This is a genomic window from Flavobacterium sp. XS2P24, from assembly GCF_030010285.1.
Lineage (GTDB): Bacteria > Bacteroidota > Bacteroidia > Flavobacteriales > Flavobacteriaceae > Flavobacterium > Flavobacterium algoritolerans.
Genome location: NZ_JASCRU010000004.1, coordinates 155,168 through 169,692, shown reverse-complemented (window position 1 = coordinate 169,692; position 14,525 = coordinate 155,168). Strand labels below are relative to the sequence as shown.

The window sequence follows — 14,525 nt, the reverse complement described above, 5'->3', positions numbered from 1 at the left end:
TTTTAATGAAACAAAAAATATTAAACATATTTATAAATTGTGTTTCCTTTTTTTTCTCTCTTTCGAGCTCTTTAAAATTTATGGATAAATTTAATTTATTATATTCTTTATGGATTAAAAAAAATTTCAGAAAAGCAGTTAATGTAAGTGTTAGGTATCCGATATATTTAAGGGGTTCACAATATATCACCATTGGGGTTAATTTTGATTGTGATCAGAGATTAAGATTAGATGCAATTGATGAATTTCTGGGAGAAAAATTTTCTCCGGAAATTATAATAGGAAATAATGTTTCAATTCAGAAAGATTGTCATATTGGAGCTATAAGTCGTGTTGTTTTAGGAAACAATGTGCTATTAGCAAGTAAGGTTTTTATAACAGATCATTCACATGGACAAGCTACGAAAGAAGATATCCTTTTTCCACCATCACAGAGAAAATTATTCAGCAAAGGGCCGGTAATAATTGAAGATAATGTTTGGTTAGGGGAGGGTGTTGTTGTTTTGTCTGGCGTAACAATTGGAGAAAACAGCATAGTTGGTGCAAATGCAGTAGTAACGAAATCAATACCTAAAAATAGTATAGTAGGAGGTAATCCTGCCAGAATAATAAGAGAAATTAGTTGATGGAAGAAAAAAAAGCAAGGGTAATAGCGTTTTATTTACCTCAATATCATCCAATACCTGAAAATGATCAATGGTGGGGGAAGGGGTTTACGGAATGGACAAATGTTGGAAAAGCAAAATCATTTTTTAAGGGTCATTACCAACCGAGAATACCTGCAGATCTGGGATATTATGATTTGCGAGTGCCAGAGACTCGAAAAGCTCAGGCTGATATGGCAAAGGAATATGGTGTAGAAGGTTTCTGTTATTGGCATTATTGGTTTGGTAACGGAAAAAGATTAATAGAAAGGCCATTTAATGAAGTACTCTCTTCTGGGGATCCTGATTTTCCTTTTTGTTTAGCCTGGGCAAACGAAACATGGAAAGGTTTTGATCATGGATTGAAGAATAGAAATATATTAATAGAACAGCTATATCCCGGAGTTGAAGACTATACAGATCATTTTTATGCAGTTCTTCCGGCATTTAAAGATAAAAGGTATATTACCGTAAATGAGCAACCCTTATTTATGATTTATAAACCTCTAGCGATAGAAGAAATCAAGGTTTTTATGGAAACATGGAAAAAGCTTGCGGTTGAAAATGGTTTACCGGGTATATATTTTGTAGGGCATCACAATGATCTTAGAAATAGCTTAAATGATGTTATAGTTACAGGTGTAGATGCAGTGAATACAACACGACTTAATAATTATATTATTAACCATAGGTCATTTATTGAAAAAGCGATTAGCCGAATAAAAAGAATTTTTATTGGAAATGCCGCAGCTTATGCTATTCCATATAAAATAATGTCTAAATTTTTTTTAGTTAAAGAAGAAGATGTACTGCCAAATGTATTTCCTAGTATTATTCCAGGTTGGGATCATACTCCAAGAAGTGGGCGTGAAGGATTGGTGATGACAGAATCTACTCCGGAATTGTTTGAAAAACATGTGAAAGAAGCATTAGAATTAGTTCGTGATAAAGATGATGAAAATAAAATAATTTTTATCAAATCCTGGAATGAATGGGCTGAAGGTAACTATATGGAGCCTGATTTGAAATGGGGGAAAAAATATCTTGAAGCCTTTAAAAGACAAGTTGTTAAATGACCAAAAGAGAATTAATGAAAATGTCGGTTATTATACCAGTTTTTAATGCGGAGAATTATTTAAAGAGATGTTTAGATAGTGTTCTTAATCAAACACTTCGAGATATTGAGATAATTTGTATTGATGATTGTTCAGCAGACAGTTCGTTTGAAATTTTGCAGAATTTTGCAAAAATAGACTCTCGTTTAACAATTCTTAGAAATGTTAAAAACATCGGGCAAGGCCTAACAAGAAATAAAGGAATAGATTTAGCTAAGGGTGAATATATTGCTTTTGTGGATTGTGATGATTGGATAGAAACTGATATGTATCAGGCTCTGTATGAAAAAAGCGATTATGAAAAGTATGATGTAATATGCTGTAATTTAGTTTTTGATTTTCCAGATGGCACCAAGGGAATACCAAAAATGCCTCCTTCTGACGTTATTACACAAAAATTTCTTATTAACGAAGCACTAAATCCAACTATACAGTTTTTTTCGCCAAATTCACCGTGCGATAAAATATTCAAAAGAGAATCAATTGAAAGATTGAAACTTAGATTTGAAAGCGAACGAGTTTTTTTATATGAAGACAAACTTTTCAATTTAATATTTTTAGCATCAAATCCATCTTTTTATTTTGAAACAAAAGTCTTTTATCACTACATGATAAGAGATGGCAGTACAATGACATCTTACAAAAAAGATTTTGCACAAAAATATTTCTTGATGGATGAAAAGGTAAAAGAACTTTTGATTAATTACAATTTACTTAATGTTGAACAATCTAAAAGGTTAAGTAAAAGTTTATTTGAAATAACATTTGTTTTATGCTTAAATGCATTAGTTTATAATAAATCTTTAAAAGGGAAATTCCTTGATTTTTATAATTTGATTAATGATAAAAGAATTTCGTCAAATGCAAAATTGTTTAAAATACAGGATATACCGGAATCTTCTTCAAAGCTTAAAGGTTTCGTAAAAAAAATCTGTTTTTTGATATTGAAATATTTAAAATAATTTAAGCAAACTATAAATTGATATTTATTTATTTAAAAAAATCAGAAAAGAATCTGAAATGCTTTCTTATAATATTATTTAATAATTACGTATGTTTAGTTCAATAATATTATATAACGCATTATTGTTGTTTTCTGTATTATTTGCCTATTTGGGTGTAATAATGGAAAATAAATCCATTGGAAATTTTTTTACAATGTGTTCTATGCTTGTTCTTATTATTCCTGCTTCGGTTAGATATGGAATAGGAACTGATTATTTTAGCTACGAGAATATATATAATAATATTATTGATGGTAAAGAAATAGAAACAGAGCCTTTTTTTTGGTTAATAAACTATATGGTTTCTATTTTTGATGGCGGCTTAAATTGGGTACTAGCAATATCATCTTTTATTTTTATTGCTTTTGTATATAAAAGCTTTAATAAAGAGGTATTAGTATTAGGTGTTTTTTTTTCTTTCCTGATGCTATATTCGGATTCTTATAATGCTGTTAGGCAGGTTATTGCGGTGTCAATTTCGTTATATGCGACTTCTATTCTGCTTGAAAATGATAAAAAAGCAACATTTAAGTTTTTACTCTTAATTTCTTTAGGGACGTTATTTCATTTCTCTTGTATTTTTAGTGTTTTAATTTTATTACTTATACGAATTAAAATACCTCGAATTTTAAGCATTTGTATATTTATCTTCTTTTGGTTTTTTTCTCCAATTATTGCCGGTAAATTATTAACTTTTCCTCTTGTAGAAGCTTCAAAATATGCTGTTTATGCAGATATGGATGAGTTTTCAGCTTCACAGGAACTAGGGACAGGACTAGGTTTTTTATTGCAGATTTTACCTCCTTTAATTGTAGTTTTTTTTAAAGAGAAAATTTTTCAGGATGAGTTTTTACAAAAATTTTACGGAAACTGTGCATTATTTCTTATAGTCATAAAAATGATGGCTATCCATTTAGTAATATTATATCGATTTGTTGACAGTTTTGATTTTTTGTATGTCTTAATGATGGTAGAAATATGTAAAAATTATAAAAAATCATGGTTTAATTTGGGAGTCGCAAGTATTTCTATTTTCATAGGACTTCTGTTTTTTGAATATTTTTTAATTAAAGGAATTAATGAAATTGTTCCTTATCAAATGATTAATATTTTATAAAAAAATCAATAAAATAATTATTAACTAGTAGTTGATATAAAAGTAGTAAAGTGAAAATTATATATTGTATACATAGTACTTGTAATTCCGGAGGAATGGAACGTGTACTTTCTAATAAGGTTAATTATTTATCTAGTTTACCAAATTATGAGATTTACATCATAACAACGGGCCAAAGAGGAAGACCTCATTTTTATGATATAAATCCAAGTGTTAAATGTATAGATTTAGACATCAATTATTCTGAAACGGTTATTTCTAATCCAATTAAGAGAATTTGTAAGTCATTTGGAAAATATTTAAAACATAAAAATAAATTAAAAGAAATACTATTCAATTTAAAAGCAGATATCGTTATTTCAATGTTTACTAACGATGTAAATTTTCTTTATAAGATAAAAGACGGATCTAAAAAAGTTCTTGAAATTCATTTTAGCAGAGAGTTTCGACTATTAGCGAATCGTAAAGGCATTACGAGATTACTCGATGTTTATATGACAAATTTTAACGATAAGTTAGTTCCCAAATATGATCGTTTCGTTGTTTTAACGAAAAAAGATAAACAAAGTTGGAAGGATAATAAAAATATTTCAGTTATATACAATTCAGTCACAAATAGTGATAATAAGATTGTTTCCTCATTAGAAAATAAAAAAATTCTTGCAATAGGTCGTTTATCATTTCAAAAAAATCTGGAACTATTAATCGAATTATGGAGTGAAATATCTAAAATTCACCTAGATTGGAGTTTGACAATTGTAGGGACCGGTGATTCTAAAGAATTAAAGAATAAAATAAGAATGATGAATTTAGAGAATGTAATCAATCTTGTTTCATCAACTAATGCAATAAATGATTATTATATAAATAGCTCTTTATATTTAATGACATCCAGATTTGAAGGTCTGCCGATGGTTTTATTGGAAGCTCAAAATTTTGGATTACCTATTGTTTCGTTAGATTGTAAATGTGGGCCCAATGAAATTATAACTGATGGTGAAGATGGTTTCTTAATAAAGATGGAAGACAGCTCTGGATTCATTAAGAAAACATCGATGTTAATTGAAAATGATTCGATGCGAAAAGAATTTGGAAAAAAAGCAAAGGTAAATTCATCAAGGTTTTCAGAAGAAGTAATAATGAAACAATGGATTTCATTGTTTGAAGAATTAGTAAACTAACAAAGAATGAAAGTACTGCTTGATAATATTATTTTTTCGCTTCAAAAATCAGGAGGGGCATCTGTAGTTTGGCAGCAGCATCTTCAAAGATTGCTTTTAGATAGTGATTTTGAATCTTCTATTATTGAATTTGACAATGCTTCGGATAATCTTTTTCGAAAAGAATTAGATATTGACACCACTATAATCAAAGAATGTAATTCACGCTTTTTAGCATTAAAAAGGTATTTAGATATTGAGAGCCAAATGAATGAAAAACACTTATTTCATTCTTCTCATTATCGACTTGATAAATCTAAAAATGCTACAAACGTAACTACGGTTCATGATTTTACTTACGAGTATTTTAGAAAAGGTATTAAACAAAAAGTACATTCCTGGCAAAAATACAATGCAATAAATGGCTCAAAAGGAGTTATTTGTATTTCGAATAGTACTAAAAATGATTTGCTGAAATTTCTTCCAAATTTTGATAAAAGCAAAATCCGTGTAATATATAATGGTGTAGATGAGTCTTTTAAGCCTCTTGATTTAAATTCTAAACTTGATTTTATATCTCCGTTTGAAGAGGGAAGCTATGCGATTTATGTAGGAGATAGAAAATCGCCGCATAAGAATTTTAATGTTGCTGTTGAAGCTTGTTCAATAGCTAGAATTCCACTTGTTATGATTGGAGGAGGAGTTTTAGATATTGAAGAAGAATCTTATTTAAAGCTGAAATTGGGAAATATAGGTTTTAAATGTATTACCGGTGTTACAACGGCAAATTTGAATTTTTTTTATAATAATGCAAAAGTCTTGTTGTATCCATCATTATATGAAGGTTTTGGAATACCGGTAGTAGAAGCTCAAAAAGCAGGATGCCCGGTAATTGCTGTAAACACATCATCAATACCTGAAGTTATAGGGAATTCTTATTTAGCATTAAAGGATGCAAGTGCGGTATTGATTGCTGAAAAAATAAAAGAAATTTCTTCAAGCGAAACTTTTGTTAGAGAATCTATAGAGATGGGATTTGAAAAAGCTAAATCTTTTAGTTGGCAGAAAACATATGATGATACAAAAGAATTTTATAAAGATTTAGGATAATGGGAAAGTATGGAATTTTTGGTTTTTCAAAATTGCTAATATCAGTAGTTTATACTAAATTGTTTTTTAGACAAGCCAGATTGATTAGATTACCTTTTGATATTAGAAATAAAAACTATATCAAAATTGGACGAGGTTTTACAACCGGTTTTGGATGTAGAATTGAAGCGTATCCAAAAGATAAACGTAAAGTTTTATTTATTGGAGAAAATGTGCAAATGAATGACTATGTTCATATTACAGCAATGGAAAGTGTTGTTATAGGAAACAACGTGCTTATGGCAAGTAAAATTTATATTTCTGATTGTTCACACGGCAGTTATTTGGGAAACACAAATGATAGTAATCCAGATTCAATACCAGCAGAAAGAGCATTGTTTTCTAAGCCAGTTGTTATCAAAGACAATGTATGGCTGGGTGAATTTGTTTCTGTTTTGCCAGGAGTTACAATAGGTAAAGGAACTATTGTTGGAGCAAATTCAGTAGTTTCAAAAAATTTGCCTGATTATGTAATTGCAGTGGGAACTCCAGCAAAACCTATAAAAAAGTATAATTTTGAAACCCAAAAATGGAAAAAAATATAAATATCGTGGACATGAAAAATATATTAATAACAGGAGGAGCAGGGTTTATAGGAAGTAATCTTGCCGTTAAATTAATAAACAAAGGACATAAAATAACGGTTTTAGATAATCTTTCGCCACAAATTCATGGAGATAATCCGGAACAACATTCTCCATTGTATAAAAGTATTGCAGATAAAGTAAAGTTTATAAAAGGTACTGTAACATCAAAACAAGACTGGATTAAAGCTATTGAAGGACAAGATATCATTGTGCACTATGCAGCCGAAACTGGAACTGGTCAGTCCATGTACGAAATACAAAAATACGTTGACGTAAATGTTAACGGTACCGCTATAATGTTAGACTTACTGGCCAATACGAAACACCAAGTAAAGAAAGTAGTTATTGCTTCATCCCGATCCATTTATGGCGAGGGAAAGTATATTAATGAAAGAGGTGAAAGTGTTTACCCACAACACCGTACATCAGAGTTTATGGATGGTGGTGATTTTGAGGTTAAATTTTCAGGTTCAGAAATTTTAAAATTAGTAGGGACAGACGAGGAATCTAAAATTCATCCCTCTTCGGTTTATGGAATTACCAAGCAGAATCAAGAGCAGATGATTATGACTGTTTGCCCAACCTTGGGAATTGCACCAGTAGCATTCCGTTACCAAAATGTTTTTGGACCAGGACAATCTTTAAAAAATCCTTATACAGGAATTTTATCTATTTTTTCTACTCAAATTAAAAATGGAAATGGTATTAATATCTTTGAAGACGGAAAAGAAACACGTGATTTTGTGTTTATAAATGATGTAGTAGATGCAACAATTTTAGGAATAGAAAAGGATACCGCAGATGGAGAAGTTTTTAATGTAGGTACAGGAGTTGCCACAGACGTTATTAGCGTTGCGACTAATCTAATCAAAAATTATGGAGTTGATGTTCCACTTACGATCAGTGGCAATTACCGATTGGGAGATATTCGCCATAATTATGCTGACTTAACTAAAATTAAATCTAAATTAGGTTTTGAACCTAAGTATTCTTTTGAGGCAGGATTAAAAGAGTTTACAAACTGGGTAAATACGCAAGAGGTAGAAAAGGATAACTATCAAAAATCTATTGATGAAATGAAAGCAAAAGGATTGTATAAATAATGAACTTAAAAGATAAAATTTCAGGTAAAAAAATATTGTTTTTCTCCGTTCAAACTTTTAATCTTGAAAAAGAGATAAAGCAAAAAATGGAGGAAAATGGTGCAATTGTAACTTATTATGATGAAAGACCTTCTAATAATAATTTTACCAAAGGAATAATTAGATTAAAAAGAAGCCTTTATCAAAAAAAAATTGATGAATACTATCATGATATTTTAAAGGAGACAGAGCGTGTTTCTTTTGATTTTTTATTTGTTAACAGAGGAGAGATAATCACGGTAGAATTTCTTAAAAAGTTTAAGCAGCAGCAACCTAATTGTGAATTAATATTTTTTACTTGGGATTCTTTTACAAACCATGCGCATCCTACTACAATACTAAAATATTTTCACAAAAGATTTAGTTTTGATTTAGAAGATGCTGAAAAATATAATATTGGCTTTAGGCCGCTATTCTATTTAGACAAATATAAAAACTTCAAAAAAAATAATGTATCTAATGAAAAATATGATCTTTTGTTTTTAGGAACAGCACATTCAGATCGTTATTTGATTAGTACTGAAGTTTCAAATTGGTGTTCTAAAAATGGACTTACAACTTTTACTTTTTATTATATGCATAGCAAAGCTGTATATTGGTATAAAAAATCATTTGATAAAAGTTTTAAAGAATTTGATTATAAAAAATTAAGTTTTAATAGCCTCAGCACCGATGAAATTGTAAATCTTTACAAAATGTCTAATGTGATTTTAGATATCAATCATCCTGGTCAAAAAGGATTGACAATGCGTACATTTGAGGCTATTGGATCTGGTAAGAAAATGATAACTACAAATGCGGAAGTTAAAAAATATCCATTTTATTCTCCGGATGTTTTTTACGTGATTGATAGAAATAATATTGTTTTAGATAAAAGTTTCTTTTCTAGTCCAATTGCACATGTTACAGAAAGTATATATTATAAATGTTCTGTAGAAGGTTGGTTATCAGATATTTTTGTAAAGTCTGAAAAAGAAGATTGGAAAGGTCTAATGAATAATTAAGTATTTTTGGGGATTTTTATATCAAGAATCTCAAGCTTATTTTTGAAAATCTATCCAAAAGTTTCGGTAGTGCGCGAATATGAATCAGGAGCGAATAAAAGCCAAAAAAAAATATAAAATATTTTTGAACTCTACCATAACGTACTCTAATAAGTTAGGATGGTTTTTTGATTATTACTAAAAAATAAATAAATAAGGAGGCTTTATCTCAATTCAAATAAATGAAAATTATAATCACAGGAGGCACAGGATTTGTTGGTAACAATCTTCAAAACTATTTAACGGCTACATATGAAATAGAAACTATGAGTGTTCGTTATGAACATGATCAGCAATTTGATATTAAGGCAGACATAGTAATACACCTAGCTGGCAAAGCGCACGATTTGAAAAAGGTTTCCAAACCAAAGGATTATTACGAAGCTAATTTTGAGTTGACCAAGCAATTGTTTGATGCTTTCATAGTATCAGAGGCATCCATTTTTATTTTTATGAGTACGGTAAAAGCGGTGGCAGATGAAGTTAAAGGAATATTAAGCGAAGACGAAATACCTGATCCCAAAACTCATTATGGGATTGCAAAGCAGCAAGCTGAACAGTACATTTTGAATAAAGAAATACCAGAGGGTAAACGGGTTTATATTTTAAGACCTTGTATGATTCATGGTCCTGGTAATAAAGGGAATTTAAATTTATTGTATCAATTAGTTGCTAAAGGATTGCCATGGCCACTTGGGGATTTCAAAAATAAGCGATCTTTTTTAAGCATTGAAAACCTTTGTTTTGTTATTAAAGAATTATTAGAAAATAGCGCTATAACTTCAGGAGTCTATCAGGTTTCAGATGATGTGCCTTTGTCAACGAATCAATTAATTCAATTGCTTGGGACGAGTTTAAATAAAAAAAGTAACATTTGGAATATAAGCTCCTCTTTGGTTAAAGGGGTTGCTAAACTAGGAGATTATTTGCATTTTCCACTCAACTCAGAACGCCTACAAAAATTAACGGAGAATTATGTGGTTAGTAATCGAAAAATTGTAATAGCAATGGGTAAACCTTTACCAATACAATCAGAAGAAGGTTTATTAAAAACATTTCAATCATTTAAAAAATAATTATAATATGACTATTGAAAAAACAGTTATACAAGATTTAGTAATCATAACTCCTAGAGTTTTTGAAGACTCAAGGGGGTACTTTTTTGAAGCCTACAACCGAGCTCAATTTCATGAAAATGGGATAAAATATCAGTTCATTCAAGACAACCAATCATTTTCAAAGCGTGGAGTGATTCGCGGATTGCATTTGCAAATTAATCCTTTTGCGCAAGCTAAATTGGTTCGCGTCTTAGAGGGAGAAATCCTTGATGTAGCTGTAGACTTGCGAAAAAAATCACCTACTTATGGGCAACATTTCAGTGTGGTTTTAAGTGCGGATAATAAAAAACAATTAATGGTACCTCATGGCTTTGCTCATGGTTTTTCGGTTTTGAGTGAAACTGCCTCTGTGATGTATAAAGTAGATCAACTGTACCATAAAGAAAGTGAGAGAGGAATTCGTTATGATGACCCTACTCTTGCAATAGATTGGCAATTAGATTCTAAAGAGATTGTTGTTTCAGAAAAAGATTTAATTTTGCCTAGTTTTAATGAAATAGATTGGAGTTTTGAATAATAAAGGAAAAATCTTAGTTACGGGATCTAAAGGACAATTGGGTTCTGAATTGGCTGTATTGTCAAAAAATTATACTCAGTTTGAATGGTTTTTTACAGATAGAGATGAACTGGATTTGTGTGATTTAGTAGCTTTAGAAACTAAATTAACCACCATTAATCCGCAATTTATCATTAATTGTGCGGCACATACTGCTGTAGACAGGGCAGAGTCCGAGCCTGAATTAGCGGATGTTTTAAACCACCAAGCAGTTGCTGTAATTGCAAAATGGAGTCTGGCCAATGGCTGTAAATTGATACATGTTTCTACCGATTATGTTTTTGACGGTACTGCAGCTACTGCATTGACTGAAACAGCTTTGACGAATCCTATTAATGTTTATGGTTTGACTAAGCTGGCAGGTGAAAAGGCCTCCTTGCAAGAAAATCCGACTACAATTATTATCAGGACTTCTTGGGTGTATTCCAGTTTTGGAAATAATTTTGTAAAAACGATGTCTCGATTGATGCAAGAAAGGGATAGCTTAAATGTTGTAAATGATCAGATAGGAAGTCCTACTTATGCCGCAGATTTAGCTCAAGCCCTCATGACGATATTGATACATGATAATTGGCAGGCAGGTATTTATAATTTTTCCAATGAAGGAGAGATCAGTTGGTATGAATTTGCATTGGCAATAAAAGAAATAGGAGGTTTTGATTGTGAAATCAGCGGAATTTCTTCCTCGGCATATCCAACACCAGCAAAACGCCCTCAATATTCTTTATTGGATAAAACTAAGATAAAAGATACTTTTGGAGTTGTAGTGCCGAATTATAAAGATAGTTTGGAAAAATGTTTAAAAATTATATAAAATGAAAAAAATATTAATAACTGGTGGAGCCGGTTTTATTGGATCTCACGTAGTAAGACGTTTCGTAAACAAATATCCTCAGTATCAAATATTCAATTTGGATGCCCTTACTTATGCAGGTAATTTGGAGAATATTGTTGATATAGAGGCAGCATCTAATTATACTTTTATAAAAGGAGATATCGTTGATGCTATATTTATAGATCAATTATTTGCGGAGCATCAATTTGATGGCGTTTTGCATCTTGCTGCTGAATCCCATGTGGATCGTTCTATCACTGATCCGTTATCTTTTGTGAAAACAAATGTTATTGGAACGATGAACCTGTTAAATGCTGCTAAAACTATTTGGCAAGGTAATTATGAAGGAAAACGTTTTTACCATATCAGTACCGATGAGGTTTATGGTAGCTTAGGTGCTGAAGGATTATTCACCGAAACTACAGCTTATGACCCTAATTCTCCGTACTCTGCTTCTAAAGCGAGTTCGGATCATTTTGTAAGAGCGTATGGGGAAACGTACGGTTTGCCTTATGTATTGACGAATTGTTCCAATAATTATGGGCCTTACCATTTTCCAGAAAAATTAATTCCTTTGTTTATTAATAATATTATTCAAAATAAACCTCTACCTGTTTATGGCGATGGGAAATACACGCGTGATTGGCTTTTTGTTGAAGATCATGCCGTGGCGATTGATTTAGTATTTCATGAAGGTGTCAACCACGATACGTATAATATTGGCGGTTTTAATGAATGGCAAAACATTGACTTGGTTAAATTGCTTTGCAAAATAATGGATGAAAAATTAGGAAGGGTTTCAGACACATCGGAGCAATTGATCGCTTATGTGAAAGACCGCCCAGGACATGATTTGCGCTATGCCATTGACGCTTCTAAGATAAACAAAGAGCTCGGATGGAAGCCATCGGTTACTTTTGAACAGGGGTTAGAAAAAACTGTAAATTGGTATTTGGAAAATCAAACCTGGTTGAACAATATCACTTCTGGGGAGTATGCCACTTATTACGAAAAACAGTATCATTAGTGTTCAGTGATCAGTGTTCAGTAATCAGGTTTCAGTATTTCGTTTTGTGAAAAATTAGTCAAAAGTTTAAAGTCGAAAGACGAAAAGTCAAAAAAATATGAAGGGAATTATATTAGCAGGAGGCTCAGGAACCCGTTTGCATCCATTAACTTTAGCGATGAGCAAACAAATGATGCCTGTTTATGACAAGCCTATGATTTATTATCCGTTGTCTACTTTAATGATGGCTGGAATTAATGAAATATTAATTATTTCTACGCCACATGACTTACCTAATTTCAAGAAGTTATTAGGAGATGGAGCTGCAATAGGTTGTCAATTCAGTTATGCAGAACAGGCTATTCCTAATGGTTTGGCGCAAGCTTTTGTTATTGGTGAAGAATTTATAGGAAATAACAGTGTAGCTTTAGTCTTAGGGGATAATATTTTCTTTGGTTCTAATATGGATGAGTTGTTGCAATCCAATACTAATCCTGAAGGTGGGGTAGTGTTTGCGTATCACGTTTCTGACCCGGAACGGTACGGTGTAGTTGAGTTTGATTCTAATTTTAAAGCACTTTCGATTGAAGAAAAACCTTTGGAACCCAAATCAAATTATGCAGTGCCAGGTTTGTATTTTTATGATAATTCAGTAGTCGAAATTGCCAAAAATATCAAGCCCAGTGCTCGTGGAGAATATGAAATCACCGATGTGAACAAAGTGTACTTGGAAAAAGGAGCTTTGAAAGTAGGTATTTTAAGCAGAGGAACGGCTTGGTTGGATACAGGGACTTTTAACAGTTTAATGCAGGCTGGACAATTTGTACAAGTTATTGAAGAGCGTCAAGGATTGAAAGTAGGTTGCATCGAAGAAATTGCATGGAGGCAAGGCTTTATTACAGAACAACAACTTAAAGAACTGGCTGAACCTTTGAAAAAATCGGGTTATGGAGAGTATCTTTTGGGGTTGTTGAAGAATAAGTTGTAAGTAATTGGTAATCAGTAATTAGTGTTGATTTATTAGTGTTCAGTGATCATGTTCAGTAATAAAAATTAAGGGGCTCAATAACAGCCAAAACAGAGTTTAAAACATGATATATATTGCATTAATTATTTTATTGATAGGTATTGAGCTTTTTTATTTTAAAATAGCGGATAAATACAATATCATCGATAAACCCAATAGTAGATCATCCCATACCTCTATTACTTTAAGAGGTGGTGGTATTATTTTTCCAATAGCCATAAGTATAGCTTGTTTGTTAGGATACGTTTCTTGGCCGGTAACACTTGCAGTGGTATTGGTTGCAGTGGTTAGTTTTATTGACGACATTAAACCCTTACCTCAATTACCACGATTTGTTTCACATGTATTTGCTGTTGGTTTGGTTTTTTATGAGCTGAATTTGTTTTATGAACCTTTGTGGCTACTTCCTGTAGTGTTTGTATTACTCATAGGTTGGGTAAACGCATTCAACTTCATGGATGGTATTAATGGAATAACTGTTTTATATGCTTTGACAGCTATAGTTAGTTTTTCTTTTTTACCCATCAACAAACCTAGTTTACCATTATTAATTACTATGGGATTATCTTGTTTGGCTTTTGGGATATTTAATGTTCGTAAAAAGGCAAAAACCTTTGCGGGTGATGTTGGCAGTATTAGTATGGCACTTTTTTTAGGGTATTTTATGATAAAAACGATTAAAGACTCAGGGCAATTGGGATACATTCTTTTCTTTTCGGTTTATGGAATTGATGCTATCATTACCATCATTACCAGATTACTTAGAAAAGAAAATATATTTCAGCCACACCGTTCTCATTTGTATCAATATCTGGCTAATGAAATGGGCTATTCCCATGTTTTAGTTGCGTTTATTTATGCAGTATTTCAATTAGGAATAAATAGATTGGTTGTTTATATGGATGTCAATGGGTATTTAACCCTATTTTTTATGGGTGGATTTTTATTGCTACAGACGTTTATTTATTTACTTGTTCGAAATTTCGTTACTCGTAAAATGATTCTGGGGAATTCTTAATCCG

General features: G+C 31.3%; 15 protein-coding genes. All 15 read left to right on the top strand.

Translation table 11 applies throughout. The features are described 5' to 3' along the window. Positions 1–5 precede the first annotated feature (5 nt). The 15 genes from QLS31_RS05205 to QLS31_RS05135 all read left to right on the top strand — a co-directional run bounded on the left by QLS31_RS05205 (position 6) and on the right by QLS31_RS05135 (position 14,521). Complete coding sequence (locus QLS31_RS05205; RefSeq protein ID WP_282743000.1) at positions 6–626, top strand: DapH/DapD/GlmU-related protein; 621 nt, start codon at positions 6–8, stop codon at positions 624–626. Continuing rightward, positions 626–1,720, top strand: coding sequence for a glycoside hydrolase family 99-like domain-containing protein (locus QLS31_RS05200; RefSeq protein ID WP_282742999.1), 1,095 nt, complete (start codon positions 626–628; stop codon positions 1,718–1,720). The genes QLS31_RS05205 and QLS31_RS05200 overlap by 1 nt, the downstream gene beginning before the upstream one ends. Continuing rightward, positions 1,717–2,721: a glycosyltransferase family 2 protein gene (locus QLS31_RS05195; RefSeq protein WP_282742998.1), complete on the top strand. Its 1,005-nt coding sequence runs from the start codon at positions 1,717–1,719 to the stop codon at positions 2,719–2,721. Before QLS31_RS05200 ends, QLS31_RS05195 begins: the two co-directional genes overlap by 4 nt. A 91-nt stretch (positions 2,722–2,812) precedes the next feature. Next, a complete protein-coding gene (locus QLS31_RS05190; protein WP_282742997.1) occupies positions 2,813–3,880 on the top strand; it encodes an EpsG family protein in 1,068 nt (355 codons plus the stop codon). A gap of 95 nt (positions 3,881–3,975) precedes the next feature. Then, a complete protein-coding gene (locus tag QLS31_RS05185; protein ID WP_282742996.1) occupies positions 3,976–5,061 on the top strand; it encodes a glycosyltransferase family 4 protein in 1,086 nt (361 codons plus the stop codon). 6 nt (positions 5,062–5,067) lie between these two features. After that, positions 5,068–6,150: a glycosyltransferase family 1 protein gene (locus tag QLS31_RS05180; protein ID WP_282742995.1), complete on the top strand. Its 1,083-nt coding sequence runs from the start codon at positions 5,068–5,070 to the stop codon at positions 6,148–6,150. Then, positions 6,150–6,734, top strand: a complete 585-nt coding sequence (locus QLS31_RS05175; protein WP_282742994.1) for an acetyltransferase — start codon at positions 6,150–6,152, stop codon at positions 6,732–6,734. Before QLS31_RS05180 ends, QLS31_RS05175 begins: the two co-directional genes overlap by 1 nt. Before the next feature lie 11 nt (positions 6,735–6,745). After that, positions 6,746–7,879 (top strand): NAD-dependent epimerase/dehydratase family protein, encoded by a 1,134-nt coding sequence (locus QLS31_RS05170; RefSeq protein ID WP_282742993.1) that lies wholly within the window; start codon positions 6,746–6,748, stop codon positions 7,877–7,879. Next, positions 7,879–8,922 (top strand): hypothetical protein, encoded by a 1,044-nt coding sequence (locus tag QLS31_RS05165; protein WP_282742992.1) that lies wholly within the window; start codon positions 7,879–7,881, stop codon positions 8,920–8,922. The genes QLS31_RS05170 and QLS31_RS05165 overlap by 1 nt, the downstream gene beginning before the upstream one ends. A 221-nt stretch (positions 8,923–9,143) precedes the next feature. Next, positions 9,144–10,037, top strand: coding sequence for an NAD-dependent epimerase/dehydratase family protein (locus QLS31_RS05160; protein WP_282742991.1), 894 nt, complete (start codon positions 9,144–9,146; stop codon positions 10,035–10,037). A 7-nt stretch (positions 10,038–10,044) separates the two neighbouring features. Beyond that, complete coding sequence (rfbC, locus tag QLS31_RS05155) at positions 10,045–10,596, top strand: dTDP-4-dehydrorhamnose 3,5-epimerase (protein WP_282742990.1); 552 nt, start codon at positions 10,045–10,047, stop codon at positions 10,594–10,596. Continuing rightward, positions 10,589–11,449 carry a dTDP-4-dehydrorhamnose reductase gene (rfbD, locus tag QLS31_RS05150; protein ID WP_282742989.1) on the top strand — a complete coding sequence of 287 codons (861 nt, stop codon included), beginning with the start codon at positions 10,589–10,591 and terminating at the stop codon, positions 11,447–11,449. The genes rfbC and rfbD overlap by 8 nt, the downstream gene beginning before the upstream one ends. A 1-nt stretch (position 11,450) precedes the next feature. After that, on the top strand, positions 11,451–12,497 hold the full coding sequence (gene rfbB / locus QLS31_RS05145; protein WP_282742988.1) for a dTDP-glucose 4,6-dehydratase: 1,047 nt from the start codon (positions 11,451–11,453) through the stop codon (positions 12,495–12,497). A 97-nt stretch (positions 12,498–12,594) separates the two neighbouring features. Then, complete coding sequence (gene rfbA, locus QLS31_RS05140; protein WP_282742987.1) at positions 12,595–13,464, top strand: glucose-1-phosphate thymidylyltransferase RfbA; 870 nt, start codon at positions 12,595–12,597, stop codon at positions 13,462–13,464. Between the two features lie 103 nt (positions 13,465–13,567). Beyond that, a complete protein-coding gene (locus tag QLS31_RS05135) occupies positions 13,568–14,521 on the top strand; it encodes a UDP-GlcNAc--UDP-phosphate GlcNAc-1-phosphate transferase (protein ID WP_282742986.1) in 954 nt (317 codons plus the stop codon). Positions 14,522–14,525: the final 4 nt, after the last annotated feature.

Bases quoted from the DNA above. Each gene is read 5' to 3' on its own strand.
- QLS31_RS05205 (WP_282743000.1), top strand. From the start codon at position 6: ATGAAACAAAAAATATTAAACATATTTATAAATTGTGTTTCCTTTTTT.
- QLS31_RS05200 (WP_282742999.1), top strand. From the start codon at position 626: ATGGAAGAAAAAAAAGCAAGGGTAATAGCGTTTTATTTACCTCAATAT.
- QLS31_RS05195 (WP_282742998.1), top strand. From the start codon at position 1,717: ATGACCAAAAGAGAATTAATGAAAATGTCGGTTATTATACCAGTTTTT.
- QLS31_RS05190 (WP_282742997.1), top strand. From the start codon at position 2,813: ATGTTTAGTTCAATAATATTATATAACGCATTATTGTTGTTTTCTGTA.
- QLS31_RS05185 (WP_282742996.1), top strand. From the start codon at position 3,976: ATGGAACGTGTACTTTCTAATAAGGTTAATTATTTATCTAGTTTACCA.
- QLS31_RS05180 (WP_282742995.1), top strand. From the start codon at position 5,068: ATGAAAGTACTGCTTGATAATATTATTTTTTCGCTTCAAAAATCAGGA.
- QLS31_RS05175 (WP_282742994.1), top strand. From the start codon at position 6,150: ATGGGAAAGTATGGAATTTTTGGTTTTTCAAAATTGCTAATATCAGTA.
- QLS31_RS05170 (WP_282742993.1), top strand. From the start codon at position 6,746: ATGAAAAATATATTAATAACAGGAGGAGCAGGGTTTATAGGAAGTAAT.
- QLS31_RS05165 (WP_282742992.1), top strand. From the start codon at position 7,879: ATGAACTTAAAAGATAAAATTTCAGGTAAAAAAATATTGTTTTTCTCC.
- QLS31_RS05160 (WP_282742991.1), top strand. From the start codon at position 9,144: ATGAAAATTATAATCACAGGAGGCACAGGATTTGTTGGTAACAATCTT.
- rfbC (WP_282742990.1), top strand. From the start codon at position 10,045: ATGACTATTGAAAAAACAGTTATACAAGATTTAGTAATCATAACTCCT.
- rfbB (WP_282742988.1), top strand. From the start codon at position 11,451: ATGAAAAAAATATTAATAACTGGTGGAGCCGGTTTTATTGGATCTCAC.
- rfbA (WP_282742987.1), top strand. From the start codon at position 12,595: ATGAAGGGAATTATATTAGCAGGAGGCTCAGGAACCCGTTTGCATCCA.
- QLS31_RS05135 (WP_282742986.1), top strand. From the start codon at position 13,568: ATGATATATATTGCATTAATTATTTTATTGATAGGTATTGAGCTTTTT.